The following is a 25,874-nucleotide window of genomic DNA, read 5'->3' as shown; positions in this document are numbered from 1 at the left end:
GACACAGGAGAGGACGTCTCGATCTCAACATGATGAGAATGTCGTGATCGAGCGTCGCGGTAATCAGCCGGAAAGCCGGCGCGTTAGTTTCCGGCGTCAGGTATCGCACTACGTAAAAAAGCCGGAATAACGGGACGCCCTTTTTCCAGACAGGTGCCGGTGAAAACCGCCTCAGCATAAACAACGTTATCAACCAAAATTTGCTGAACGAAATTAACACGGTTACGCTTTTCGTTTGCCGCGAGTGCGCAGGTCACCTGCATCTCATCGCCTTTTTTCAGGCTCTTTTTAAAGCGAAGCGTATATTCAAGCAGCATATGGATACGGCCTTCGGCAAACTCCGCTTCCAGATCCACGCCAAGGTGCTCTTTCATAAACGCGTGGCGTGTCCATTCCATATAGAAGGGATAGTAAAGTCCGTCTACAACGCCCTGAAAATCGATATGCTTTTCGTCAACCTGATACGTTTTGCTAAACATAGTATGGCCACTGGTAAGTAAGGGAAGGCCCACTTTAGTCGGCATGGCTGTTTTTTTAAACGGCTTTTTTCAGGCGACAGAGGAAGGTGAGTGATTCATGCTAACAGTAAAATCGGCACGCGCCAGAATCATCCAGACACGTGCCGGGTGGGCTTTACGTCATGCCGCAGCTAAACACCGAGGCTGTTTAGCGCAGCACAGCGGCTGGCTGGTGTCGGTCAATACGGAAAATGGACACGGCATTACGTAACAGGGTCGTTTGTTCCACCATGCCCTGGGCCGCAGAAGAGACCTGCTGCACCAGCGCGGCGTTCTGCTGGGTGACCTGGTCCATTTGGCTGACGGCAATGCTGACCTGCCCGATACCGTTGCTTTGCTCATCCGACGCAATGGTGATTTCGCCCATAATGGTCGTCACGCCCTGTACGGATTTCACGATCTCCTCCATCGTGTTACCTGCCTGTTTCGCCAGGCCCGAACCTTTTGCCACGTGTTCAACCGACTGGGTGATCAAATCTTTGATTTCTTTAGCCGCGGTAGAACTGCGTAAGGCGAGCGAACGCACTTCTCCGGCAACCACCGCAAATCCGCGTCCGCCTTCACCAGCCCGTGCGGCTTCAACGGCGGCGTTCAGGGCCAGAATATTCGTCTGGAATGCAATCCCTTCAATGACAGAGATAATCTCGGCCACTTTGCCTGAGCTTTCTGAAATAGAGCGCATGGTTTCGACAACCTGTTTCACCACATCTCCCCCCTGCAGGGCCACGTGCGAAGTGGTATCCGCCTGAGAATTTGCCTGACGGGCGTTATCGGTATTTTGACGGACGGTAGCGGTCAGCTCCTCCATACTGGCGGCCGTTTGTTCCAGTGCGGCAGCCTGCTCTTCAGTGCGCTGAGCCAGGTCAATATTGCCCTGGGCGATTTCGCTCGCTGAGTTATTGATCAGTTCCGCAGAGGACTGAATGCCACTCACAATGGTGACCAACTGTTGGCGCATGGCTTCCAGCGAGGCCATCAGGCTGCCCTGGCCTTTAAGCGGCACAGCAATGTCTACCGTCAGGTTACCCTGGGCAATCATGCCAGCAATATCGGCAGCCGCTTTGGGTTCGCCGCCCAGTGCGCGAACGATACTGCGTGTAATGATGGTGCCCAGCACCAACGAGAGCAGGATGGTGGTTAACCCGGCCAGACTGAGCGTCATTTTCGTGGCAAAGGCCAGGCTGTTTACGTCGTCAGAGCGCGTAGCCAGCAGCGACGATTCTGCGTTGTTGAAATCGGCGGCGACGGCGCGGTAGCGATCCATAAAGGCTTTATCACGCCCTTCCTGAAAAAAATGCGTCAGGGCATCGAGCGGTTGTTGTCCACCATTAACCTGACGACGCAATGCGATTAGCTGATCGTCAATGGCCTGGACGCTGTTGTGCAGGTCAAGTAATGACGTCAGTCTTTGCTGTTGACTGGCATTGTCTGCCGTCATGGTGCGGAGCTGATTATATTTCTGGTCGAACGCCGTTTTGCCTGCGTTGAACGGTGCCAGGAAGGCTTCATTACCGGAAATGACAAATCCCCGCACGCCCGTTTCCATATTAACCATGTCAGTTAACATGCTGTCGCTCAGACTCATCACCTTATAACTGTGAATATTCCAGCTATTGGCCTGCCGTAGCTTGAGAAAGTTAATAATCGACAAGCTGCTGCCTATTAATGACACAAGAACGATGATGCCGAACGCGAACGCGATTTTGCGGCCTGTTGTGATTTTCATGTTGATTCCCCGTTTAGTAATTTTTTTATTTTTGTAATAACAACCCTTGCTTTTCGAGTATCGGCAACAAAGGAAGGCAGTTTATGAAAGCGAAGCCGTTTTTTAAAAAAAAGTTTAAAAACTATCCTTAAGTTTAGTAAAAAGTTAATTTCCTGAGTTATCTATAGTATTCGATAGAAAGGACGAGATTAGCGTAAGGTGTATAAATAAACTGAAAATAAAAGTGATAATGAAAAGGAGATGCGGGGGATTTGTGTTAAGTGAGCGTAGTCGCTGGAACGGGGAGAAAAAAATGGATGATAATCAGGCCGTATCATTGTGCGCTTGATATCTGAACGGATTAAATAAGGTTGACGCTTTCATCTCACCTTATCGATGAAATGAAAGCGGCCTTGTTGTTTAACATCGTCATCGTGTATCTAATGTCACGCTTATTGATAATTACGAGCCTTTATTACTCTGTGATGCACTGGCTCCGGTTTGTGAGTGATGCAGGGTCGGGCTCACAGGCAGTTCAGAATAAGTTTGCGTATCGTAAATCACGCCTTCTTCTGCGGATTTCAGCAGCATGCCTGCCTGGTAGTATTTATCCTGTTTCATTAAAGCAAGGGCATTTGAAACATCATTTTCTGTTTGTTGTAGCGGCATCAGTTCCTGCGTTTCAGTGACGGCTACGCCAGCCAGCTTCAGCGCATCAAGCGCACCTTGCTTATCACCTGCTTTAATATGCTGATTGGCTTTATCGATCGCGTCATTTTTCTGTTTTGATAGCTGGTAATCTTCCGACACGGATACATCGGAGCCGATGCGAATATAATTATCTCCCGTCATCGGGGCTTTTTTGTCATAGCGAATATACTTTGTCCAGTCCACACTATTATCTTTCAAATAAGTGTCAGCCTGAGTCGCCAGCGCTTTTGCTTGTTGAGTTTGGCCATTAAATAACGCGTTGCGTGAAAGCTGAATATCATTCATGGCCTGCGCGGCCTGGGCCGAAATGACTTCATTATTTAATGTATGGCTGTCTTTAAAGGACTCAGCGGCCGCAGCGCCACCAGTAAACACTAATACGGCTACAATCATTGAGCTAATAATCATCTTTTTCATGATATTTATCCTCTGTATTTATGCATCCGAAAGGTGCTAACGTCATTGATTACATCTGTAGTGTTCATTTACCAGGACTGTCTTTTTCGAAAAAGCAATAACACTGCGTTGTCAGACAAATGCAACGTCGCTGTTTTTGCTTTTTGGGAAACAGTTATCCAGAATGGCATTCTTCACGCAAAAATAATGAGGTGAAACGGCGTTGAAAACATAATCCGCCTGCGAAATGTCCGGGCTGTTTATTGAGAAAAACATATCGCCAACAAACAGGGCGTCGGTCAGATGTGAATCCTGGCGTGAATAATCACTTTTACACAGGTTACCGTGGTAAGAAAGCAGAAGGGGCAGAGCCATGATGTTATCTCCTTGATGTCGTCTTGACGTCTTTACTTAACACCCGGAGGATATTTAATTGTAATTATGAGTTTGCAGAAAAATGTCACTGTTACAATTGCATGGTTTTTTTATCATTTTAATTCAATGGCTTGCGAATCAGTGTTTGTTACATCTTACCGCTTCTTTAAAAAACCTGAGTTTTCTATAGAAGAAAGCGTACAGGCTGACAGTCGGGTCATAAAAGGAGCCACATCAGCCTCGCCGTCGTTGATCACTCTCTGTGCAAGATAATCATTCAGCGCGCTGTCACTGAGCGTCTGCCGTATGCTGGTTCTGATGCGGCTAAGCGTGGTTAATTCTGAACGGGTTGACTTTATCCCTGTCTCATCGTGTTTTGAACATGTTGCTTTACAGTGCGCATGGCAATGGCAAAATAGCCTTTTCCCTTTCCCGCTATCGATATGTCTGAAGATGCCCTGCGGCAGCAAATTGCGAATTTAAAAAAACACAATGCGCGATTAAGGCGTATTGCGCATGATGCCCGCGATAAATTGGGTGCTGCGCTGGACGGCACGGGCCTGTGCTTGTGGCAACTGGATATTCCCACGGGCAAGTTGGTTATTTTTAACCGCCGCTGGGGATCCATGCTGGGTTTTCAGCCTAAAGAAACGGATGCCCATTTTGATGTCTGGAAATCCTGCCTGCATCCTGAGGATGCCGCAGATGTTCTGAAGGCGTTCTATGACCATATCGAGGGCAAAGCACCCTTCTATGAAGCCTTACATCGGATGATTGGTAAAACAGGAAAAATTACGTGGGTGCTGGACCGGGGCCGCGTCAGTGAATGGGACGAGCAGGGCAGACCGATCAAAGTGACGGGCACACACATTGATATGACCAAAGAGAAACAGTACGAAGCGCAACTGGCTTCACTGGCCATGCACGATCCCCTGACGCAATTAACCAACCGGCATGCGTTGATCAATCATTTTCGCGATATGAAGAAAAAGGCATTATGTATTGCCTTTATTGATTTAGATAATTTTAAGCATGTCAACGACACGTTAGGGCATCGCAGTGGCGACGAAGTCCTGATTCAACTTAGTCTGCGCTTTATCGCAGCCTGCCCACCGGGTGTCATTATTGGGCGACTGGGCGGCGATGAGTTTGTTTTACTGATTCCGCTCGCGTTAACCCATCCACTCACGAAGAGGCTCACGCACGCCTGTCTTAATGCTGCCCTGCAACCTTTTGAGCTGGCCAACGGTACTGCCGTCATTGGCGCATCCATTGGGGTTGTTCAGGTTGAGGAGCCAGAAAACTTTGACAGTGCGCTTGCCCGTGCTGATGAGGCGATGTACCGCATCAAAAAAAACGGTAAACGCGGTGTAGCGTTGTAAAAACGCGTTTTTTCTGCTTCTGGTTTGACCATCGGTTTCCCTCTGCCATGCTTGACAGGTAGTGCCGCGCGCCGGAACGTCGCTGAGCTTCTCAGACGATGGCCGGAAGCGTCATCACCTTCATCCATAGCGAGGCGTTTATGAGTCTGTTTAAAAGCAAAGATGGATTTAACCTCTACTACAAAGACTGGGGCAAAGGGCAGCCGGTACTGTTTAGCCATGGCTGGCCGCTGGACGCGGATATGTGGGATAGCCAGCTCAACTTCCTTGCCGAACGCGGCTATCGGGTTATTGCTTTTGACCGGCGCGGTTTTGGACGTTCCGACCAGCCATGGGAAGGATACGACTACGATACGTTTGCTGACGACATTCATAGCCTGATCACACATTTACAGCTCAAGGATGTCACGCTGGTCGGGTTCTCAATGGGCGGCGGCGACGTATCGCGTTATATTGGAAAATATGGCACGGGCAACGTTAAAGGGCTGGTTCTGTTAGGCGCAGTCACGCCCGTGTTTGGTAAGAAAGACGATCATCCCGAAGGCGTAGAGAAATCGGTTTTCGACGATATCAAACAGGGACTGCTTGACGACAGAGCGCAGTTTATTAAGGATTTTGCCGCCCCCTTTTATGGCACCAATGCTGGCCAGCCAGTATCCGAGGGCGTATTGACGCAGACGTTAAACATGGCCCTGCTGGCATCGCTCAAGGGAACGCTGGACTGTGTTACCGCTTTTTCTGAAACCGACTTTCGCGCGGATCTCGCTCGCGTTGATGTGCCCACCTTAATCATTCATGGCAGCCATGATCAGATCGTCCCGTTCGAGGCAACCGGAAAGCTGGCCCATGAACTGATTACGGGTTCAGAGCTCAAGATCTACGATCAGGGGCCTCATGGATTCGCTGTCACGCATCAGGCTCAGCTCAACAACGATTTACTCGCCTTCCTGCAAAACAGCAGGGCAGAATAGTCCGAAAAAAACGCCCGTCAGGGCGTTTTTATTTTTATTGCCGCTTCGCTTACCTGAAATGTGATGAGCGGTATTTCTTCCGCTTGTGAGAAGTGCCATTTTACTAATTGTCGCCTGCCTGGTCATTTTATGATCTTTTCTTTCTCTTCATTCTAATAAACGAGACGTTTACCGCTTCGCTTATTTTTGCATGTTGCAAACCCTGCCGTAATGGATTCGATTTTATCGCGCTTAGTTAAATAGATCATTTATTGATCATATTGACGATAGGCAATGTCACCTGGCCGTCCCTGTGCTGCGATTGAAAATAAAATCAGTGTGGACTTTTTAATAAATAGATCGATTAATAGAGCCTTAGAGGAGCGTTTTCATTAAAGTTTTCGCCAGGAGCGTTAAACTAGAGTTTCCTCGAAAAATAGTTTCATCACTAAAGAATTAACTGGATGTACAAATAAGGTATATGTATCTGCCTTTGTGAGTGTCGTGGCCGTCATGCTTGATTAGGTGATTTTTACAGCTACATTTGTTTGTGCACTCTTTAGTTGATGCAACTTCCACTGTGCTATTTCAATAATTAAACTTGCGGAGAACACAGAATGACTCAATATCGTGGTGGGGCCGGTAATTTCGCTGCAGACAAAGAGAGAGCAGCAGAAGCAGGCCGTAAAGGCGGACAAAACAGCGGTGGGAATTTCAAAAACGATCCCCAGCGAGCTATTGAGGCGGGGCGTAAGGGAGGTAAGGTCAGTCGAAGAAGTTAATTCAATATTAACAAGGGGTTAGCTATTTAAACTGAAACCTTCAGTGAAGCTGACTTCTACTCAATATATAAACTTCGCTGTTTAATCCATGAAATAAACCACCTCTGGTTTAGGATTTGGTCAATCTTGCCGGAAAGGATATTCCTTTCCGGTTTTTTTATTGCTGCTTTTCCGGTCAACGCACGGCTGTCTGAACGAAAAAATGAAATCCGGGTTCACCAGGTGAAACGCCTCTATTTTAACTGAAGGTTAACTTGTACGGTTTTTGCTAATTCTGTACAGGTTTGTCTTAATTGAGGTGAGGCGGAGCATTTATCAAAATAACTCATTTTGAGTAAAGTACTGGTAATTAAGGGAAAAAGGCATTTTCAATGCTACTTTAAAATCTGAATTAAACGGAGCCGAATGCATTCTTCGTTAAATAGTCTAAGGTTAGTGAGTACATTGTCACTGGCGCTGCATTAAAAAATAGTGGCGTAGCCGTTCAATTAATGAGGCTCTTTTATGACTGTCAAAACGTTAAACGATCTCTTTATCCATGACTTGTCCGATGTTTACAGTGCGGAAAAACAAATCGCGAGAGCACTGCCCAAAATGGCGCGTGCGGCAAGTGATGAAAATCTTATCGCTGCGTTTAATCAGCATCTCGAAGAGACACGCGGGCAAATCGAACGTCTGGACGAATTAGTCGACGTTACGCCTGAAGTGAAAATCAAGCGAATGAAATGCCATGCCCTGGAAGGCCTGGTAGAAGAAGCCCAGGAAATTATTGAGTCTGTTGAAAAGGGTGAAGTACGCGATCAGGGATTGATCGGGGCGGCGCAGAAGGTCGAGCATTATGAAATTGCGACCTACGGTACGCTGCACGCGCTGGCCTCAAAGCTGGGCTATACCAAAGCCGCGAAGCTGCTGGCCCAAACCCTTGCGGAGGAAAAGCAGACGGATGAAAAACTGACCAGCGTTGCACAGACCATCAGTTCGGCTGAAGGAGTCGTGAAATGACGGCCATTGAAAACTATCATGACTGGTTGCGTGACGCGCATGCCATGGAGAAGCAGGCCGAGAGCATGTTGAGCAAAATGGCGGGTCGTCTGGAGCATTATCCCGCTCTGGAGCAGCGCCTTGCCCAGCATCTGGATGAAACTAAGCATCAGCTTACTCTGCTTGAACAACTGTTGGATCGCCACGGCATTGACCATTCCATTATGAAAGACGTGATGGGCAAAATGGCCGCCACAGGACAGGCGATTGGCGGCATGTTTACTTCTGACGAAGTCGTCAAAGGCGCGATGAGCGGCTATGTGTTCGAAAACGCGGAAATCGCCAGCTACACCAGCCTGATCGCGGCTGCCGAGCAGGTCGGCGACAGTGATGGCGTCAGAGTCCTGACCGAAATTCGCGATCAGGAAATTGCGATGGCCGAATGGCTGTTCACGCATCTGCCGGAAGTCACTCAGCAGTTCCTGCAGCGCTCTGCGGCACCAGGCGTTGAAGCGAAAAAGTAAGTTCTCTACAGAGAAATCGCCAGAAAAAAGCCGGGAACGTTTCCCGGCTTTTTTGTGCCTGCGACACAGATTAATCCATCATCATATGGCCATACATCGCCATCAGCCGACGGGTTACGCCGTTTGTCCAGCCAAAGCCGTCCTGCAGAGGATATTCACCGCCGCCACCGGGACGCGCGCGGTCACCGCTGATATCGTACTTCTCGACCAGTTTATGGTGTAGCTGGTAGAAGTTATTCACGGTTGTCAGCCAGTTCACGGCGATTTCGCTTGCCAGGGTTTCTTCGCCGTAGTTATTCAGGCCCACCACCGCCATCCACTGCATAGGCGCCCAGCCGTTAGGTTTATCCCACTGTTCGCCGCTTTCCACCATAGAGGTCAGCAGCCCGCCATTGCTGAGCAGCAGATGGCGCAGCGCGATAGCCTGTAAATGCGCCTGATAAGGCGTTGCCAGTCCGACGAAGAGCGGCACTACCGCAGCGGCGGTGAACGCGCCAAAGCGGGCGCGGCGCCAGTCATAATCACGGAAAACGCCTGCGGTACTGTCCCACAGGTAACGGGTAATGGCACGTTTGCGGGCGTCCGCCTTATTCTGCCAGGCCAGCGCAGTCAGCTCTTCGCCTTTAACGTGAGATAACGTCGCAATCATCAGCTCAAGCTTGTACAAAAACGCATTGAGATCGATCGGGATAAACTGCGTTGTACGGATGCTCGACAGACGTTTTGGATTACGCAGCCAGCGTGATGAATAGTCCCAGCCTGACGCGGCACCCGCGCGCAGATCGCGGTAAACTTCGCTTGCCGGACGCTTAGAATGACGCGCTGTTTCGATGTCCTCGATCCAGGATTCATCACGTGGTGTGTCGCGGTCGTCCCAGTAACGATTCAGAAGCGAGCCGTTCGGCATCCGGACCACATGGCGATAAGCCTGGTTGGGCATCAGTGAGCCGGCGCCATCCATCCAGAACTGATACTCTTTCATCAGCTGATCCAGATAGCGCTGTGAGCCTTGCACGCCGTCCTCTTCGAACAGTTCCACCATCAGCGCAAACACAGGTGGCTGTGAGCGGCTCAGATAATAAGTGCGGTTCCCGTTCGGAATGTGCCCGTAGTTATCAATCAGCCAGGCAAAGTTGTCGGCCATATGACGTAACAAATCGTCACGCCCTGATTCCGCCAGGCCGAGCATCGTAAAGTACGAGTCCCAGTAATAGGTTTCGCCAAAACGACCACCGGGCACGACATAAGGTTTAGGCAACGGCAGCAACGACGAATGCGGCATATGCTGCTGCGGCATCTTGGTAAGAACCGGCCACAGATCGTCGATGTGCTCGTTAAGCGTTTTGTCAGGGTTCGAAACGTAGAAGCTTTCGTTGATACCTGGCATGTAGAAATGGTCGGCAACGAAACGCGCCAGATCGAAGTCCTTGCTGCGCTTCTGACGGCGGTAACGCATCAGCACATCAAGCGGATCGTATTTGGGCGAGCAGTCGGGGAACGTTTTGCTGTCCTCGAAGATGCCCGACATCTGAACGGCCTCGAAAAGCTCAAGATAGCGATCGGCAGGCGTCAACGCATCCGGGGCAGGCAGACCTTCGATCAGCTCTGGCTCGGGTTCAGAATCCTGCATGCGCTCCAGCTTCAGTTCATGGGGATCGTATTGATACTCAACTTCCGCCCCGGCACGATTCTCTTCGAATGCATTGAGTTGCTGGCGATAAGTATTAATAACGGCCTCCTGAGCGAACGGGGTTGCACAAAAAGGAAATTATAGACCTCTCGCAGGCAGGAACAACAATGCAGATTGTCTATGAACGTAATAAAAATTGTCTATTAATCGTATAGATTGAATAAAACACAGACAATTCAACCGAATATCTCGACTTATGACGTAAATGCATTTCAGATGAATCTCTTACGGCAGGCTTAATAAAATTTTGCCTGGGCCAAAAGGGGCTGTTTTTTCCCTGTGCGGCAGGAAAATGAAGCAAAAGTGGCATGATGTAAGAAAATACCCTCTGGGGTGCCCTGTTAAGGAGAATGATCGTGCGTTCCTTTATTCTGCGACGACTCACCAGCAGCGACAGTGTAGGCTATCGCGCCATTCGGCTGGACGGATTACAACGCCATCCTGAGGCGTTTGGCGCGGATTATGCGCGTGAGCGCTCAGAACCTGACGCGTTTTTTGCGGCTCTGCTGCAAAACAATACTGTGCTGGCCGGATTCGATCCCCAGGGCGAGATCGTGGGCGTGACGGGTTTACGCTTCCATCCCGGCCAGAAACAGCGGCACGTCGCCACGATTTGGGGAATGTATGTGCTGCCTGAGTGGCGGGGAAGCGGCCTGGCGAAGACGCTGCTCATGACCGCAATCGCGCAAGCCCGTGAATGCATCAGCATCCGGCTTGCCGTGAGCGCCACCAATGCAGCAGCAACGGCCCTGTACCGGTCTGCGGGATTTACGACCTACGGAACAGACGTCGCGGCGCTGTATGTCGACGGTGTGTTCCACGATACCGTGCTGATGCGGCTGGACTTAACGGCTATCGGCTGAGGCGCACTGCCAGCATGCCCGCGCGTGGTATAAGGCGAAAAGGAGGCTGTCAGCCGAGGCGGAGGTTAAATATGCGCGACAGCCCAGTTTGGCCGCGTGCGGTGACGCCAAGTTCCCGATAGCCGGGCGTCTGCTGTAGCCAGGCTTTTTGTATCATGAAGCGCAGCAAGGCTGCACCGGCCTCGCCACCAAGATGAAAGCGCCTCTCACACCAGTCCAGGCAGGGGCAACAGGGCTTTCGTCGCGACGGCGAAGTCAGCTCGATGCCTGTTGCGGCAAAATGCGCCTTGCCCTCCATTGTGAGCGCCGTGCCATCCGACATCAGCCAGCCCGCTGACTGCATAGCATCATAGATACCGACGGCAATCTCACCGGCCAGATGGTCATAACAGGTGCGGGCTCGCCGGAGCCGGTCTGGCGTGGTTGTTTTCAGGACTGAACCGGGCCGGGTCGAAATGCCCATCAGGTTTTCCAGCAGGCCCGCCACCTCATGGCTGGCCAGACGGTAATAACGATGCCGTCCCTGTACCACGCAGGTCAGCAACCCTGTCTCCGTCAGCTTATTCAGATGGCCGCTGGTAGTGGAGGGCGCAACGTCAGCGACCACGCTCAGCTCGGTCGCCGTCCAGGCCCGGCCATCCATCAGGGCACAGAGGATGTGCATGCGCGAGGTATCCGCCAGCGCAGTGGCCACCGTCGCCATGCTGAAGGTCAGAGAAGAGTGTGTGCTGTCATCACACCGGGCCGCCATGCGTGTCATTCTGCTCATCCTTTCCACTGGCGGGTCAGTGCTTCGGCCCGCCTGTCATCATCGGTAATCAGCACCAGCCAGTTGCTGTGATCGCTGTACTGCGCGCGAATATTAATGCCATTTTGCGCCAGGCACTGCGCAATTTCACCCAGTTCACCTGGCCGCTGCTGAGGGAGTTTTCGGCGCAGTGGCCTTCGGACGTCCCTGACATCGAAACCGGCATTCACTAACACCTGCTGGGCGCGCGGGCCATCCTCCACCAGAAAATGAGCGTGACTTTCCTTGCCCGTTGAAAAGACGCCGCCGCCTTCCAGGCCGATGCCATGCTGCCCAAGCAGTGTTCCAAACGCGGCCAGCGACCCCGGTTCGTTCCTGAAGACCACATAAAGATTAAACATGCCGGGTGTTCTCCTCTGGACCAGCATAATCACGCATAACCTTCGCAACGCGCAGGCGGTAATGGCTGAAAATTGTGTTCTGGCCTTCCCGCTGTGCCGACTGATGCAGGCTGTTTTCCCGCCAGTGACGCACCGCCCGTTCATCTTCCCACCACGACAGGGACAATATCTTGCCAGGCTCGCTCAAACTCTGAAAGCGCTCAATCGCGATAAATCCTGGTATCCTGTCCAGTTCGGGCCGAAGTTCGGCCGCCAGTTCAATGTAACGCTGTTGCGCTGCCGGTAAGGCCTCTGCTTCAAAAAGTACGGCAATCATTTCTCTCTCCCTTAAGTCAGCCTGCAGACAGCGTACCCGATGCAAAAGCGGTTACTTCGGTGTGCACCGAATCGTGGCTGATGGAGCATCAGAAAGGGGAGAAAGGGAGTGAGAGAGGATAATCGCTGCGGTTAACCGGCAGGGCTTAACCGCAGCGTAAGCGTGAGTGCGTTATCCCTTTGTCAGCGCCGCGCGGATCACCTCGGCGTAAGGCGTGGTGGGGCGACCAAGCAGTTGGCTCAGTGTGCGGGACGCATCGAACAGACCGCCCTGAGCGGCACCCGCATCGGAATCTGCCAGAAGCTCTGCCAGCGGGGCCGGCAAGCCTGCGCTTTTCAGTGCGGCGGCAAAATCTGCCTGTGGCAGATTGACGTAATCCACCTTTTCGCCGCTCTGCGCGGCGATTTCAGCCGCAAACTCCGCCAGCGTATAGCTGTCATCGCCGGCCAGCTCGTACACCTTGCCCGCCTGGCCGTCACGCACCATAACTTCCGCTGCCGCGTCGGCATAATCCCGACGCGCCGCAGAAGCGATACGGCCCTGTTCTGCCGCACCGAGAAACGCATGGTGCGCCAGGGCAGGGGCGATGCTCGCCGCGTAGTTTTCGGTGTACCAGCCGTTGCGAAGCAGGGCATAAGGGACGCCAGACGCTGCCAGCAGGGCTTCGGTAGCCCGATGCTCAGCGCCCAGCGACAGCGGAGACTTATCCGCATGGAGGAGGCTGGTATAGGCGATAAATTTCACGCCTGCGGCTTTAGCGGCATCAATAACTGCACGGTGCTGCGCTTCACGCTGGCCCACTTCACTGCCGGAAATCAGCAGGAGTTTGTCGACCCCTTGCAGGGCGGCCGTTAAGGTTTCTGGGCGGTTGTAATCAGCCTCACGAACGTGAACACCACGGGCGGCGATGTCACTCGCTTTCGCCGGCGTGCGTACGGCGGCAACCAGCGTATCTGCGGCTACTTTTTTCAGTAATGCGTCGATAACTAAACGGCCCAGTTGGCCTGTTGCTCCAGTCACTGCGATCATCACATAGCTCCTTTAAGAGGACAGTTGGTCAACAGCAGCCTATGCGATATGCTAACTTTTCGTAAGTACTTACAGAATTGTTAGGATAAAGGGTTTTGTTTAAATGACTGATAAATTAAGCGAAAAATTTATGCGCGGCGAATTGCTGAATGTTAACTGCCCGTCGCGCGATGTGTTAAAGCGCATTACCAGTCGCTGGAGCGTATTAATTTTACTGGCGCTGAAAAATGACACGCTGCGTTTTAGCGAACTCCGGCGTGCAGTCGGCGGCGTCAGCGAACGTATGCTGTCGCAGAGCCTGCGCTATATGGAGGAAGACGGCTTTGTTGAGCGCATCGCTTACGATGTTGTGCCGCCGCATGTTGAATACCGACTGACACCGCTGGGTCTGGAAGTAGGGGAGCAGGTGGTAGGACTGGCCGACTGGCTGGAGATGAATGTAGAACGCATCCTCGCCCACCGGGAGAAACAGTCCGCCGACGCGTAAGACCGTTCATAAGACGGGACCGAAGCGCGCAGAGAAACACTCCCCTCGGCCACCGTAAAAAAATGCCTGTCCGACATAACAGATTCATTCTGCGTCGGGCGGTCTTAATTACTCACAGCATTTCTTTAACATCCTTTTTACCAGGCGACTTTTTCCTGAGGTTTCTGGCTGCGTTAATTATTGCGCGTGATAAAGATGTGATGAGTTATTTACATATTGCATATGATTTTTAACATGCCTGACCGGTTGAGCTTCGTTTTCCTGCCCGGAAATAGCGAAGCCAGAGTGCGAAAAACCGGACGTATTCTAAAAAAAAGCATCATAAAGCGCAGATAAGATAAATATCCTGCTAACAATATAATAAAACACGTGATTCCCCTGTCAGAACGGTACTTTTCTCTGTTTAACGAAGCGTGGAAATGGCGAATGACGCTTAAAAACAGCGAGTTGCGTTATTTTTTAGCGGTAATCTCGTTTGGCCGTTACGGCTCCGTGCAGGGTCTGTTTTAATAACAATAATGTCACATTGCCCCTTTGAAATTAACGTTTTGCTTATCCGTCCTAAATAAGAAAACTTTCAACAAAAAAATGATCTTAATCAAAAAATACTGTTATAGTTTTTACTTATCTGATTGTCTCTGTTTTACCAGGACGAAGCATCTTACATTCGTCATGGCATTTTTCCATGCAATGGAATGACATGCTTTGTGTATAAGTCGTTAATTATAAGTAACTATATGTGGTGCTCTATGTGGCAAAGAGGTAAGCAATGTTTGGATTAGATGCCTTTCATCTCGCCAGGATCCAGTTCGGTTTTACTGTTTCCTTCCATATTATCTTTCCAGCCATCACCATCGGTCTGGCCAGCTTTCTTGCTGTGCTGGAGGGAATGTGGCTCAAAACACGTAATCAAACCTACCGCGATCTCTATCATTTCTGGTCGAAAATTTTTGCGGTGAATTTCGGCATGGGCGTGGTTTCCGGGCTGGTCATGGCGTATCAGTTTGGGACCAACTGGAGTGGTTTCTCCCAGTTTGCCGGCAGTATCACGGGTCCCTTGTTGACCTATGAAGTGTTAACGGCTTTCTTCCTTGAAGCGGGCTTTTTAGGTGTAATGTTATTTGGCTGGAACCGCGTCGGCCCCGGGCTGCACTACTTTGCGACCTGCATGGTGGCACTGGGAACGTTGATTTCCACCTTCTGGATCCTGTCTTCTAACAGCTGGATGCAAACACCGCAGGGCTATCTCATTCAGAATGGCATCGTGGTGCCAGAAAACTGGTTTAAAATTGTCTTTAACCCGTCCTTTCCTTATCGCCTGTTACATATGTCCGTGGCGGCATTTTTGGCCAGTGCGTTCTTTGTCGGATCGTCGGCGGCCTGGCATCTGCTTAAAGGAAATGACAATCCTGCCATCCGTAAAATGTTCTCAATGGCGTTGTGGATGGCGCTGATTGTCGCCCCTGTGCAGGCCATGATTGGTGACGCGCATGGACTGAACACGCTGGAGCATCAACCTGCAAAAATTGCGGCCATTGAAGGCCACTGGGAAAACCCACCCGGTGAAGCCACGCCATTAATACTGTTTGGTTTACCGGATATGGAAGAGGAACGTACTAAATATGCGCTCGAAATCCCGTATCTGGGCAGCCTTATCCTGACGCACAGTCTGGATAAACAGGTCCCGGCGCTGAAATCTTTCCCGAAAGAGGACCGTCCTAACTCCACCATCATTTTCTGGTCATTCCGCGTCATGGTGGCAATGGGACTGTTAATGATCACCCTTGGCGTAGTCAGCCTGTGGCTGCGTTACAAAGGACGCCTGTACCAGTCGCGTCCGTTCCTGTGGTTTGCTTTGCTCATGGGACCCTCCGGCCTGATCGCGATTTTAGCAGGCTGGTTTACTACCGAAATCGGTCGTCAGCCCTGGGTAGTTTATGGCGTTCAGCGAACGATTGATGCGGTATCTCCCCATGGCGAAATGCACATGAGTATCAGCCTGCTCGCCTTTATTCTGGTTTACTCCTCCGTCTTCGGTGTGGGTTATCACTATATGATGCGCTTGATTAAAAAAGGGCCGGTCACCGGCGAAGGCGATACCGTGGAAACAGGTGGCCCCGGACAAATCAAAACGCCAGCGCGCCCGCTCTCTGCGGCCACTCACCATCATGAGGAGCGTTGAGATGATTGATTTTTCTGTTATCTGGTTCGCGATTATCGTTTTTGCTGTCCTGATGTATATCGTCATGGACGGTTTCGACCTGGGCATCGGCCTGCTGTTTCCTTTTAACAAAGACGCAGGCGAGCGCGACATGATGGTCAACACCGTTGCGCCTGTCTGGGACGGCAACGAAACCTGGTTAGTGCTGGGCGGCGCAGGACTGTATGGCGCTTTCCCGCTGGCCTATGCGGTAATAGCGGATGCGCTTTCCGTGCCGTTAACCGCCATGCTGATTGGGCTGATTTTCCGTGGCGTCGCCTTTGAGTTCCGCTTCAAGGCTGTCGAGCACCATCGGGCCTTCTGGGACAAGTCGTTTATTGCCGGTTCACTCCTCGCAACCTTTAGCCAGGGCGTTGCCGTCGGCGCGATGCTGGATGGCATTCCTGTCGAAGGCCGCAGCTTTGCAGGCTCGACGATGGACTGGCTGGCCCCGTTCCCGCTGTTCTGCGGCGTCGGGCTGGTTGTGGCATATGCGCTGCTGGGCTGCACCTGGCTTATCATGAAAACCGAACATGAACTGCACCGTAAAATGTCAGCCCTGGCGACACCGCTGTTGATTGCGCTGTTGTTAATTATTGGCATCATCAGTATCTGGACACCGTTCACGCATCAGAACATTGCACATCGCTGGTTCACCACGCCAAATCTGTTCTTATTCCTGCCGGTGCCTGTACTGGTGCTGCTGTGTGCATGGGGACTGCGCCGCGCAATCAAGCGCGAGGCGCATTATTCGCCTTTCCTGCTGACGCTGGCCCTGATTTTCCTGGGCTTCTCGGGTCTGGGTATCAGTATCTGGCCGAATATTATTCCGCCCTCGGTATCCATCTGGGACGCCGCGTCCCCGCCGCAGAGCCAGGCCTTTATGCTGGTAGGTAGCTTACTGATCATTCCAATGATTCTGGGATATACCTTCTGGAGCTACTACGTGTTCCGTGGAAAAATCAAAGCAGACGAAGGATACCATTGATATGCAGACCCAGGTCAGCAGCAAAGAACGTCAGAATGAAACCCGGTCACCGTGGTGGAAACGCGTGCTGTGGCTGGTGGTCATCTACAGTGCCAGCGTGCTGGCACTCGGTGTGGTCGCGACGCTGTTCAGAATGATGATGACCGCCGCAGGCATGCGTAGCCACTGAGTCCTCCGAACGAGGCAGTGCATTCCTGACTGCCTCCGTTGTTCCCCTCGTCCTTCCATAAGCCAGCCTGTGTGCTGGCTTTTTAAAGTAGTAACCCAGGCAATTAATGCGCTTTTTGCCGCTATCCGGCCCTGGCTGGCCCATGAGTCATGACATCCTGCAACGCTTTTTGTTACTATTTTATTACAAATCTTTCCCTCTTTTTTCTTTTCACGTTTTTAAAATGCTAAGTCAAACCATAAAAAAACAGCATATAAATGATTTAGTCGACTGGATTGAAGCCAACCTGACCAACGACATTTCCATCGATCTGATTACGCTCAAATCGGGCTATTCCAAATGGCATATGCAACGTTTGTTCAAGGAGATGACCGGACAAACGCTGGCGGCCTATACGCGCAAGCGCCGCTTAACCCTTGCCGCTATGGCGTTAAGACTGACGCGCATGCCGTTAATTGATATCGCCGTCCGTTTCGGGTTTGAAAATCAGCAAAACTTTAACCGCGTGTTTAAAAATCACTTCTCTGTTACGCCGGGCGGTTTTCGCCGTCTTAACGTGCTGCCTGTCCGGTATTTTCACGGCCGTATTGCCCAGCGCGAGCCGGTCATGCCGGTATTGCTTTACCGGCGCGAAGAGGAGTTGCTCCTGCAGGGCGATACGCTGGAATGGGAATGCCCGTATGGCGACTATATTCGCGACCGGCATCAGCGTATGGCCAGCCTGGTACGCCATTTTGTCCGTACGCAGCAGGGTGACGCGCAAGGATGGCTGGGATTTCAGTATGGCCCCGGCAACGCGTCCGTCGATCAACAGCACATCAGCCTGTTTCGTGGCGTCGCGCTGGCAAACACGGATGCCGGGCCAGGCGATCTTCAATGCCGCACGGTGCCTGCGGGGCTTTACGCCCGCCTGGCATGGCGTGGCTCACCGGAAGAACTGACGCGTTTCATCGCGGATATTTACTACCTTTATCTGCCGCAGCTGAATGTGGCCTGCCGACCGGGAATGGATTTGCTCTGTCTGGATTTAACCCGATGCACAGCCGACAACATTGAAGGCGTGTTCTCTATTCCTGTCACGCAGGGATAATGCACATTATGTGCGTCATTGTGTGATAAAGCGCACGATTTTATAAGCAGGTTGGCAGGCAAGGCGTAAAATCCTTACCGAAGCGCTGAGCGCAGCTACGCATACTGTATTTCCTTCTCAGCGCTGGATATTCACCTGCTTTTTACGCCTGAACAGGCAAAACACCATGACCAAAATAACACAAATAGCCGCCTTTTTTCTGACTATCGCGCTGTGTGCCGCTCCCGGCCTGGCGACTGCACAACTCACCGATCCCGGCAATGTTCGCACAGGATTACATCCCGGCAGTCAGGCCGGCCACAGCGAGATACTCGGTGACAGCTCGCTGCCGCAAAACAGCGGACAAAATCAGGCGCAGTAACCGCCCGATGACCGACAGTCCTCCTTTAAAAGGCGCGTAAGCGCCTTTTTGCTTTTCAGCGATAAAAGGCCGACAGATGTGCCTGCACCTACTGCCGGACCGCATTTTTAGTCATTGTTCTTAAAATATATCATAGCTATTCTCTCCGACTGACATGAGAATGATTGTTGTTTACTAAGGTTGCGTGCAACCCTGTTTTTCGGAGAGCCACTGTGCCTGTATCTTCTTCCCGCCGTTTACCTGAACGTATCCGTAACGCGCTCCGCTTTCGCTGTATTCACGTTGCCACCAAAACCAAAGTGGCTGACCGGTTTTGGCGCATCGTGTTTACGGGCGACGACCTGAAAGGATTTAATTCGCCCGGTTTTGATGATCACATCAAAGTCTTTTTCCCACCCACCGCTGACACGACGCTGCAACTGCCGACGATGGACGATGACGGCATTCACTGGAAAGACGGCTTGCGGCCGGCTGCGCGTGACTACACGCCGTTTGACTTTGATGGTGAATCTTCGCTGACAATCGATTTTTACCTGCATGAAAGCGGTGTCGCCAGCGACTGGGCCGCGCAGGCACAGACCGGCGACAGCCTGATTATCGGTGGACCTCGCGGTTCTCTGCTGGTCCCAACGGATTATGCTTTCCAGCTTTATGTCTGTGATGAAACCGGTCTGCCTGCGTTTCAGCGCCGCAGCCGCAGCATTGAAGCCGAAACCCTGCACCTGTTTGCCTTCACCGATGAAAAAACGGGGCGTGACTACTTAGCGGACACCGGCAAGGCAAATGTGGCCTGGCTCGGTAGCCAGCAGATGACGCAGGCGGCTTTGCCAGCCCTGACGGCGGCGCTGGATAAGATAGCGATTCCGTCGCATGACGCTTTTATCTGGCTAACGGGAGAAGGGCGCGTCGTTAAACAGCTCGCTGATTACTTCACAACGCAACGCGGCGTGGATGCTGATCTTGTGCGTGCGGTTGCTTACTGGCATCACAAGTGAGTGACCTGCCGTTGATTGAATTTTACCTGGTGGCTCTCTACCATCAGGCTCTTTCTCCTTAAACAGGCAGAGGCGACAGATGGATTCGGCCCATTCAGAACAGGATAACCGCAGCCAGTCTGCGCGGCCTTGCGCAGCGCGGCGGAAGCGCCGGGAAAAGATGCTTGATGCGGGTGAAATGCGCCTGTTGATGCTGCATTTTATCGCTCAGCGCGCCTCGCACGGTTATGAGCTGATTAAATGCGTTGAAGAACTGTCGAAAGGGGAATATTCCCCCAGCCCGGGTATCATTTATCCCAACCTGACCTTGCTTGAGGAAATGGAGGCCATTGAGATTGTCGATCCTCAGGCGGCGAGAAAGGCTTATGCAGTGACCGCAACGGGTCAGGCGATGTTAGAGGCCGAAGCCCAGCCATTGTCGCGTTTGATTACGCGCCTTTCCTCGCTGGCTGTATTAGTCAACAACCGCAGTATTCCCGACATAGAACAGGCCATCTTTCAGTTTAAAAACGCTTTAAATGGCCGTCTGGCACAGCAGGACATCACGGACGAAACACGGCATAAGATTGTGGCTGCGCTGAACGCAGCCGCTGAGCAAATCAGCCGCAGTTAACGCCGGATCGTGCCCGTCAACTTCCGTCAGTTTTGTTTTTGTCGATGTGTCCCAGTGAACGTTCCGGAAAGCAGATATCTCTGACACGCTGCTTGAGCACCTGAGCATCGGGAAAGCCGCCGTCACGTTTACGTTCCCACACCAGATGGTCATCTACCGTGACTTCAAATATGCCGCCGCTGCCGGGGCGAAGCGTGACGCTGGCCAGGTCCTGAGCAAAAGTGTGCAGCAATTCCTGTGCCATCCAGGCTGAGCGCAGCAGCCAGTTACACTGGGTACAGTAGTGGATCACAACGACAGGTTTTTGCATATTCTTTTCTCCTTTTCCTGAATAAGGGCTGTCAGCGATGTTACGCAATGGCAGACAGGCTACATGAAACATCTACAGGCTGACCGGGACAAACCGGTTCGCGTTGCCAGCCGAAACGGCAGAGAACGATGGGCGACGTGTTAGCCGAAACGGCACAGGCCATTTTCCTGTTTACGCTGATAAAACATCAGATTAGCCGCATCAGATTACTGAGTTTCAGCCATACTTTACCTGTGACAGAAAACAAAGGAAAACTCATGACCATGAAACTCAGTCAGGCTGCTGAACAACTGGGTCAGCAGCTTTTATCCTCTGGTTTGCGTCTGGCAACCGCAGAGTCCTGCACGGCGGGATTGATCAGTATTACGCTGGCGGCGGTCGAAAACAGCGGTAATTTTTTTACCAGCGGCTTCGTCACCTACAGCGAAAGCGCAAAAGTGCGTCTGCTTGGCGTTAACCCGCAAACGCTGGAAAATCACACTGCAGTCAGCAGAGAAACCGTGTGTGAAATGGCGCTGGGGGCGCGTGAACGGTCCGGCGAACCGGTGAGTCTGGCGATAAGCGGCTATGCCGGACCGGACGGCGGCGAAGATGGTACGCCTGCAGGCACTATCTGGGTAGGATGGACATTGCCTGATGGCAAAGTTGTTGCCCGTTGTCAGCACTTTTCTGGCGACCCCAAAGCCGTCATGGAGCAGGGCGCGAGCTGGGCACTGCAGGGGCTAAGCGCGTTACTGATGCAGCAGGATGCGCCGCCCCATAAAGACCGTTAGCGGCAGTCCACCACCAGGCGGCCGCGAACCTTGCCTTCAAGCAGATCCCGCGCGCCCTGACTGGCTTCGCTCAGTGGGATGACCGTGATCATCTGAGACAGTTGCGCATCATTCATCAACTGTCCGAGCCGTTGCCAGGCCTGCTGGCGAAGCGGTTTAGGGCACATCACGCTGTCCACGCCCGCCAATGTCACGCCGCGTAAAATAAAAGGCGCGACGCTGGTGGGCAGATCCAGCCCCTGAGCCATGCCACAGGCGGCGACAACGCCATCGCGCTGCGTACCCGCCAGAACGTTACTCAGCGTATGGCTGCCCACGCTGTCGACAGCCGCGGCCCAGCGCTCTTTGCCCAAAGGTTTGCCCGGCTGAGACAGTTCAGCACGATCCATAATCCTTTTCGCGCCCAGCGTGTTGATCAGCCAGTTTTCATCGCTGGCGCGGCCGCTGGAGGCGATCACCTCGTAGCCGAGTTTTGCCAGCAGGCTGACGCTAAAGCTGCCCACGCCACCGCTGGCACCGGTGACCAGCACGGGGCCGCGATCGGGCGTAACGCCCTGTTTTTCTAAAGCCAGCACGCACAGCATGGCGGTAAAACCGGCGGTGCCAATGGCCATCGTATTCAGTGGCGATAAGCCGTCTGGCACGGGCACTAACCAGTCGCCTGCGACACAGGCTTTTTGCGCCAGGCCGCCCCAGTGTTTTTCTCCCACTCCCCAGCCGGTCAAAATAGCGGTGTCGTCCTGCTTCCAGTCGGAATGCTGGCTGGCGACTACGCGACCGACGAAATCAATCCCCGGCACCATGGGAAATTCACGCACAATCGGGCCTTTATTACAGATGGCCAACGCATCTTTGTAGTTCAGGGTGGAATAGTGCACGTCGAGCGTGACATCCTGGTGGGGCAACTGTGTTTCGGAGAGTTCTTTTAACTCGGTACGGTAACCTTGTTCGTCATTTTCAATGACCAGTGCCTTAAACATACAGCCTCCGTCAGGCGTAAGAATCATCAGGCAAGTTTACGCCCGACAGCCTGAGAGGGCCAGGTACTGGCCCGACAAGTATCCCGCTCTGAGGCATTATCAAACATCCCGGTGGCGGGGCGGCAATGTCCGGACATGGCATAATTTTGCATTGATTACAGAAGCTTAGTCGCTTAAAGATATTGCAACTGAATGATATGTATTGTTTTTTATTTTAAAGTTATTGACCTGATATTTAACGTTGTCGGGTTGTCCCTGTCAGTAAAAAATGACATTATTGCCGCCACATTTTTCCCCGCCGCCATCCCAGACAGAGGACGCTACCATGTCCGGATCAATGCGTTTTTGCACTTGTTCCCACTCGCCAGACCTGGCGCGTGACCTGTTTTCCGCCGTCATACCGGTTACACAAATTTCCGTCACTATGCGGTGACGCCAGCCTGGTCGTTGCTGTTGGACATGAGTAAGGACTACTCTTTACTGATGTCTATCGGTTTGGCCCGTCAGATATCATTCGCCGGGGAAATTTCCCTATTGCCGTGCCTCAGGCACCCACTCCCTGACTGTTAGGGATTTGTGTTATGACACCACTTAAAATTGCTGCCAGCGCCGCCGTTGCGCCAAGTCTGTCCCTGAATACTGCGCGCGACGTGGTCACGCTGGATAATACTGATTTTACCGATGTGGCGGCTGTGGTCGTCTCGCTTGCGGATACACGCAGTGGCGTGCTGGCCTTATTGCGGCATACCGGTTTTAACTTACCGGTGTTTGTTGCCAATGCCTTTGAAGAAGAGGTCATGCATCTGCCCGGCGTGACGGGTGAGTTGAACGGTGAACCGCAGGACTGGGCGGCACTGGAAACGGCGGCGCAGGCGTATGAAGCTGAGTTGCTGCCCCCGTTCTTTGAAACGCTGACCCGCTATGTCGATATGCAAAACAGTACATTTGCCTGCCCCGGTCATCAGGGCGGTGCCTTTTTTAAAAAGCATCCGGCAGGTAAGCAATTTTATGATTTTTATGGCGAAAACGTTTTTCGCTCAGACATGTGTAACGCTGACGTCAAGCTGGGCGATCTGCTGATCCATGAGGGATCGGCCAAGCATGCACAGAAGTTTGCTGCCAAAGTTTTTAATGCCGATAAAACCTACTTTGTGTTGAACGGCACCTCAAGCGCCAACAAAGTGGTCACGAATGCCTTGCTGACGCGCGGCGATTTAGTGCTGTTTGACCGCAACAACCACAAGTCCAACCACCATGGGGCGCTGATTCAGGCTGGCGCAACGCCCGTTTATCTCGAAGCGGCCCGTAATCCGTTTGGCTTCATCGGAGGCATTGACGCGCACTGTTTTGATGAGGATTATCTGCGTGCTCAGATCGCCAACGTGGCCCCTGAGCGAGCGCAGGAAGCACGTCCTTTCCGCCTGGCGATTATCCAGTTAGGCACCTATGACGGCACGGTGTACAACGCGCGTCAGGTGGTGGATCGCATAGGTCATCTGTGTGACTACATCCTGTTTGACTCCGCCTGGCTGGGCTACGAACAGTTTATTCCGCTGATGGAAGGCTGCTCACCGCTGACGCTGTCGTTAAACGAAAACGATCCCGGCATTTTTGTGACGCAGTCGGTACACAAGCAGCTTGCGGGCTTTTCACAGACCTCGCAGATTCATAAAAAAGACAACCATATCCGTGGTCAGAAGCGTTTCTGCCCGCATAAGCGATTGAATAACGCCTTTATGCTGCACGCCTCTACCAGCCCGTTTTATCCGCTGTTTGCCGCACTGGATATTAACGCCAAAATGCACCAGGGCGAGGCGGGACGTCGCATGTGGGACGAGTGCGTCATGCTGGGCATTGAGGCGCGCAAGGCAATCTTTGAGCGCTGCGATATGATCCTGCCTTTTGTTCCTGAAACGGTGAACGGCAAACGCTGGCAGGATGCGCCCACAGAGGAGATCGCGCGGGATCTGCACTATTTCAGCTTCGAACCCAACGCCAAATGGCACGGTTTTGCAGGATACGATCGCGATCAGTACCGCGTCGATCCCTGCAAACTGCTGCTGACCACGCCGGGCATTGACGCGGCAAGCGGCGAATATGCTGACTTTGGGATTCCGGCGACGATCCTGGCCAACTACCTGCGTGAAAATGGCATCGTGCCGGAAAAATGTGACCTTAACTCCATCCTGTTTCTACTTACGCCAGCGGAAAGCCCGGAGAAAATGGCCAACCTGGTCGCCATGCTGGCGCAGTTTGAGCAGCATGTAAAAGACGACACGTTGCTGGCTGAAGTCCTGCCCACGCTTTACCGTAAGAACGCCAAACGCTACGCCGGATACACGTTGCGCCGCCTGTGCCAGGAGATGCATGACCTGTACGTGAGCTTCAATGTGAAAGATCTGCAACGTCTCATGTTCCGTGAGCAGGGCTTACCTCAGGTCAAAGTGAATCCACAGGACGCACATCAGGCTTATATTCGCGGTGATGTGGAGCTGGTGCCGATTGCGTCAGCAGAAGGGCGCATCGCCGCGGAAGGCGCGCTGCCTTATCCGCCTGGCGTACTCTGTGTTGTTCCCGGTGAAGCCTGGGGTGGGGCGGTACAGCGTTATTTTCTTGCGCTGGAAGCAGGCATCAACCAGCTCCCGGGTTTTTCACCCGAGCTACAGGGCGTTTACACCGAGGAAGATGCCGAGGGACGTAAGTACCTGGTGGCGAACATGATGCAGGGGTAAGTGCTGGGTGGCTGTTTGCACAGCCTGGCTGGAATCAGGGGCCATGGCTGGCCCTGAGATGGTTTGAGTCGCTGGCAGCTTATGAAACGCTGAGAGGGTTTCGCTCGCCAGACGGCCTGGAGTTTCAGCCAGCCCGGTGCGGGCGGCCGACAAGGGGCCGCCAGCCGCCGCGGCCCCTTGACCCCGGCTCCTGTCCTGCCCAATTCCCCCGCTCTAAGATTTGCGCCTGTTCAGGCGTTTTTATTGCTTTGGATACAGATAATGAGTTGCGGTGATGCTTGCGCGAGCAGGCGTTGAGAAGGTTTGAGTCGCTGACAGCTTATGAAACACTGAGAGGGTTTCGCTCGCCAGGCGGCCTGGAGTTTCAGTCTGCCCGGTGCGGGCGACCGACAAGGGGCCGCCAGCCGCCGCGGCCCCTTGACCCCGGGCTCCCGTCCTGCCCACCCGCCGCTTCGCGGTGCCTTCGCTGCTTCAGGATTTCTGCGGACCGCCAGGACGCGCCCTCCGTGGCGCGGCCCGGCTCTCGCCGACGTCCTGTCGGCTCATCCGGAAATCCCTCATCCGCTCAGCGGGTGGGAAGGCCGCCCCAAACCCCCGCTTCACTATCTCTGTGTTAAAGCCACTTCCGGTGTCGCTGTAGGTGACCGGAAAGTCCTACAGTCGGCTGGTTTTGAGTCAATGCCCTGTTTATTAAAGCGTTCATTTTTGATCCTCACTTCATACACTGACCACAGACAACACCGGCTTTTTAAAAACCCAGGACTGGCAGGCGGGGGTTTTTCTGCCGGCATCCGGCGCGCTGAGG

The 25,874-nt window shown here is 52.6% G+C and carries 27 protein-coding genes; 16 read left to right on the top strand and 11 right to left on the bottom strand.

Features of this window, described 5'->3' with window-relative positions; genetic code table 11:
• Positions 1 to 83: 83 nt before the first annotated feature.
• From C7433_RS14065 to C7433_RS14050, 4 genes are all read right to left on the bottom strand, one after another.
• On the bottom strand, positions 84 to 479 hold the full coding sequence (locus C7433_RS14065) for a thioesterase family protein (RefSeq protein ID WP_006118258.1): 396 nt from the start codon (positions 477 to 479) through the stop codon (positions 84 to 86).
• Between the two features lie 187 nt (positions 480 to 666).
• Positions 667 to 2,244, bottom strand: a complete 1,578-nt coding sequence (locus tag C7433_RS14060; protein WP_039342287.1) for a methyl-accepting chemotaxis protein — start codon at positions 2,242 to 2,244, stop codon at positions 667 to 669.
• A gap of 441 nt (positions 2,245 to 2,685) precedes the next feature.
• Positions 2,686 to 3,351: a YfdX family protein gene (locus tag C7433_RS14055; RefSeq protein ID WP_033739721.1), complete on the bottom strand. Its 666-nt coding sequence runs from the start codon at positions 3,349 to 3,351 to the stop codon at positions 2,686 to 2,688.
• A gap of 111 nt (positions 3,352 to 3,462) precedes the next feature.
• Positions 3,463 to 3,705 (bottom strand): hypothetical protein, encoded by a 243-nt coding sequence (locus C7433_RS14050; protein WP_110268377.1) that lies wholly within the window; start codon positions 3,703 to 3,705, stop codon positions 3,463 to 3,465.
• Between the two features lie 443 nt (positions 3,706 to 4,148).
• Here C7433_RS14050 and C7433_RS14045 point away from each other — a divergent pair, with 443 nt between their 5' ends.
• The 5 genes from C7433_RS14045 (at position 4,149) to C7433_RS14025 (ending at position 8,324) form a co-directional block, all read left to right on the top strand.
• Positions 4,149 to 5,087 (top strand): sensor domain-containing diguanylate cyclase, encoded by a 939-nt coding sequence (locus C7433_RS14045; RefSeq protein WP_033739717.1) that lies wholly within the window; start codon positions 4,149 to 4,151, stop codon positions 5,085 to 5,087.
• A gap of 140 nt (positions 5,088 to 5,227) precedes the next feature.
• Entirely contained in the window at positions 5,228 to 6,058 is an 831-nt protein-coding gene (locus C7433_RS14040; RefSeq protein ID WP_110268433.1) for an alpha/beta fold hydrolase, read from the top strand.
• A 596-nt stretch (positions 6,059 to 6,654) separates the two neighbouring features.
• A complete protein-coding gene (locus tag C7433_RS14035) occupies positions 6,655 to 6,819 on the top strand; it encodes a general stress protein (protein WP_006118264.1) in 165 nt (54 codons plus the stop codon).
• A 504-nt stretch (positions 6,820 to 7,323) separates the two neighbouring features.
• Positions 7,324 to 7,821: a ferritin-like domain-containing protein gene (locus C7433_RS14030; RefSeq protein ID WP_110268376.1), complete on the top strand. Its 498-nt coding sequence runs from the start codon at positions 7,324 to 7,326 to the stop codon at positions 7,819 to 7,821.
• Positions 7,818 to 8,324, top strand: a complete 507-nt coding sequence (locus C7433_RS14025; protein WP_033739715.1) for a ferritin-like domain-containing protein — start codon at positions 7,818 to 7,820, stop codon at positions 8,322 to 8,324. The genes C7433_RS14030 and C7433_RS14025 overlap by 4 nt, the downstream gene beginning before the upstream one ends.
• Positions 8,325 to 8,394: 70 nt before the next feature.
• On the opposite strand, the gene C7433_RS14020 is transcribed toward C7433_RS14025, so the two are convergent.
• Positions 8,395 to 10,053, bottom strand: coding sequence for an alpha,alpha-trehalase (locus tag C7433_RS14020; RefSeq protein WP_050504863.1), 1,659 nt, complete (start codon positions 10,051 to 10,053; stop codon positions 8,395 to 8,397).
• 317 nt (positions 10,054 to 10,370) lie between these two features.
• On the opposite strand from C7433_RS14020, the gene C7433_RS14015 reads away from it, so the two are divergent.
• Positions 10,371 to 10,877 (top strand): GNAT family N-acetyltransferase, encoded by a 507-nt coding sequence (locus C7433_RS14015; protein ID WP_054687182.1) that lies wholly within the window; start codon positions 10,371 to 10,373, stop codon positions 10,875 to 10,877.
• A 49-nt stretch (positions 10,878 to 10,926) separates the two neighbouring features.
• Here C7433_RS14015 and C7433_RS14010 read toward each other — a convergent pair whose 3' ends face one another.
• The 4 genes from C7433_RS14010 to C7433_RS13995 form a co-directional block, all read right to left on the bottom strand.
• Entirely contained in the window at positions 10,927 to 11,637 is a 711-nt protein-coding gene (locus C7433_RS14010; protein ID WP_110268375.1) for a helix-turn-helix transcriptional regulator, read from the bottom strand.
• 5 nt (positions 11,638 to 11,642) lie between these two features.
• Positions 11,643 to 12,026 (bottom strand): amino acid-binding protein, encoded by a 384-nt coding sequence (locus tag C7433_RS14005; RefSeq protein WP_110268374.1) that lies wholly within the window; start codon positions 12,024 to 12,026, stop codon positions 11,643 to 11,645.
• A complete protein-coding gene (locus C7433_RS14000) occupies positions 12,019 to 12,342 on the bottom strand; it encodes an antibiotic biosynthesis monooxygenase (RefSeq protein WP_006118272.1) in 324 nt (107 codons plus the stop codon). Before C7433_RS14000 ends, C7433_RS14005 begins: the two co-directional genes overlap by 8 nt.
• Positions 12,343 to 12,513: 171 nt before the next feature.
• Positions 12,514 to 13,371, bottom strand: a complete 858-nt coding sequence (locus tag C7433_RS13995) for an SDR family oxidoreductase (RefSeq protein WP_058702231.1) — start codon at positions 13,369 to 13,371, stop codon at positions 12,514 to 12,516.
• Positions 13,372 to 13,474: 103 nt separating this feature from the next.
• Here C7433_RS13995 and C7433_RS13990 point away from each other — a divergent pair, with 103 nt between their 5' ends.
• From C7433_RS13990 to C7433_RS13955, 8 genes are all read left to right on the top strand, one after another.
• Complete coding sequence (locus C7433_RS13990; RefSeq protein ID WP_033739707.1) at positions 13,475 to 13,858, top strand: helix-turn-helix domain-containing protein; 384 nt, start codon at positions 13,475 to 13,477, stop codon at positions 13,856 to 13,858.
• A 769-nt stretch (positions 13,859 to 14,627) separates the two neighbouring features.
• A complete protein-coding gene (locus C7433_RS13985; protein ID WP_033739705.1) occupies positions 14,628 to 16,040 on the top strand; it encodes a cytochrome ubiquinol oxidase subunit I in 1,413 nt (470 codons plus the stop codon).
• 1 nt (position 16,041) lies between these two features.
• Positions 16,042 to 17,046, top strand: a complete 1,005-nt coding sequence (gene cydB / locus C7433_RS13980) for a cytochrome d ubiquinol oxidase subunit II (RefSeq protein WP_033739704.1) — start codon at positions 16,042 to 16,044, stop codon at positions 17,044 to 17,046.
• Between the two features lies 1 nt (position 17,047).
• The gene (locus tag C7433_RS13975) at positions 17,048 to 17,215 is read left to right on the top strand and encodes a DUF2474 domain-containing protein (RefSeq protein ID WP_006118277.1); all 168 of its coding nucleotides are present in this window, start codon (positions 17,048 to 17,050) and stop codon (positions 17,213 to 17,215) included.
• 223 nt (positions 17,216 to 17,438) lie between these two features.
• Positions 17,439 to 18,305, top strand: coding sequence for a helix-turn-helix domain-containing protein (locus C7433_RS13970; protein WP_110268432.1), 867 nt, complete (start codon positions 17,439 to 17,441; stop codon positions 18,303 to 18,305).
• A gap of 166 nt (positions 18,306 to 18,471) precedes the next feature.
• Positions 18,472 to 18,666 carry a hypothetical protein gene (locus C7433_RS13965; RefSeq protein WP_110268373.1) on the top strand — a complete coding sequence of 65 codons (195 nt, stop codon included), beginning with the start codon at positions 18,472 to 18,474 and terminating at the stop codon, positions 18,664 to 18,666.
• 212 nt (positions 18,667 to 18,878) lie between these two features.
• Entirely contained in the window at positions 18,879 to 19,661 is a 783-nt protein-coding gene (locus C7433_RS13960) for a siderophore-interacting protein (protein WP_058709065.1), read from the top strand.
• 79 nt (positions 19,662 to 19,740) lie between these two features.
• A complete protein-coding gene (locus C7433_RS13955; RefSeq protein WP_110268372.1) occupies positions 19,741 to 20,274 on the top strand; it encodes a PadR family transcriptional regulator in 534 nt (177 codons plus the stop codon).
• A 16-nt stretch (positions 20,275 to 20,290) separates the two neighbouring features.
• On the opposite strand, the gene C7433_RS13950 is transcribed toward C7433_RS13955, so the two are convergent.
• Entirely contained in the window at positions 20,291 to 20,584 is a 294-nt protein-coding gene (locus C7433_RS13950; RefSeq protein WP_006118282.1) for a SelT/SelW/SelH family protein, read from the bottom strand.
• Between the two features lie 257 nt (positions 20,585 to 20,841).
• On the opposite strand from C7433_RS13950, the gene C7433_RS13945 reads away from it, so the two are divergent.
• Positions 20,842 to 21,357, top strand: coding sequence for a CinA family protein (locus tag C7433_RS13945; RefSeq protein ID WP_033740083.1), 516 nt, complete (start codon positions 20,842 to 20,844; stop codon positions 21,355 to 21,357).
• On the opposite strand, the gene C7433_RS13940 is transcribed toward C7433_RS13945, so the two are convergent.
• Entirely contained in the window at positions 21,354 to 22,337 is a 984-nt protein-coding gene (locus tag C7433_RS13940; RefSeq protein WP_039342315.1) for an MDR family oxidoreductase, read from the bottom strand. The genes C7433_RS13945 and C7433_RS13940 overlap by 4 nt on opposite strands.
• Before the next feature lie 581 nt (positions 22,338 to 22,918).
• On the opposite strand from C7433_RS13940, the gene C7433_RS13935 reads away from it, so the two are divergent.
• Positions 22,919 to 25,069: an ornithine decarboxylase gene (locus C7433_RS13935; RefSeq protein ID WP_039342318.1), complete on the top strand. Its 2,151-nt coding sequence runs from the start codon at positions 22,919 to 22,921 to the stop codon at positions 25,067 to 25,069.
• Positions 25,070 to 25,874: the final 805 nt, after the last annotated feature.

It is taken from the genome of Pantoea sp. PNA 03-3 (assembly GCF_003201175.1).
GTDB classification, from domain to species: Bacteria; Pseudomonadota; Gammaproteobacteria; order Enterobacterales; family Enterobacteriaceae; genus Pantoea; species Pantoea stewartii.
The sequence above is the reverse complement of the archived record's forward strand: the minus strand, read 5'-3'. Positions and strand labels throughout refer to the sequence as shown.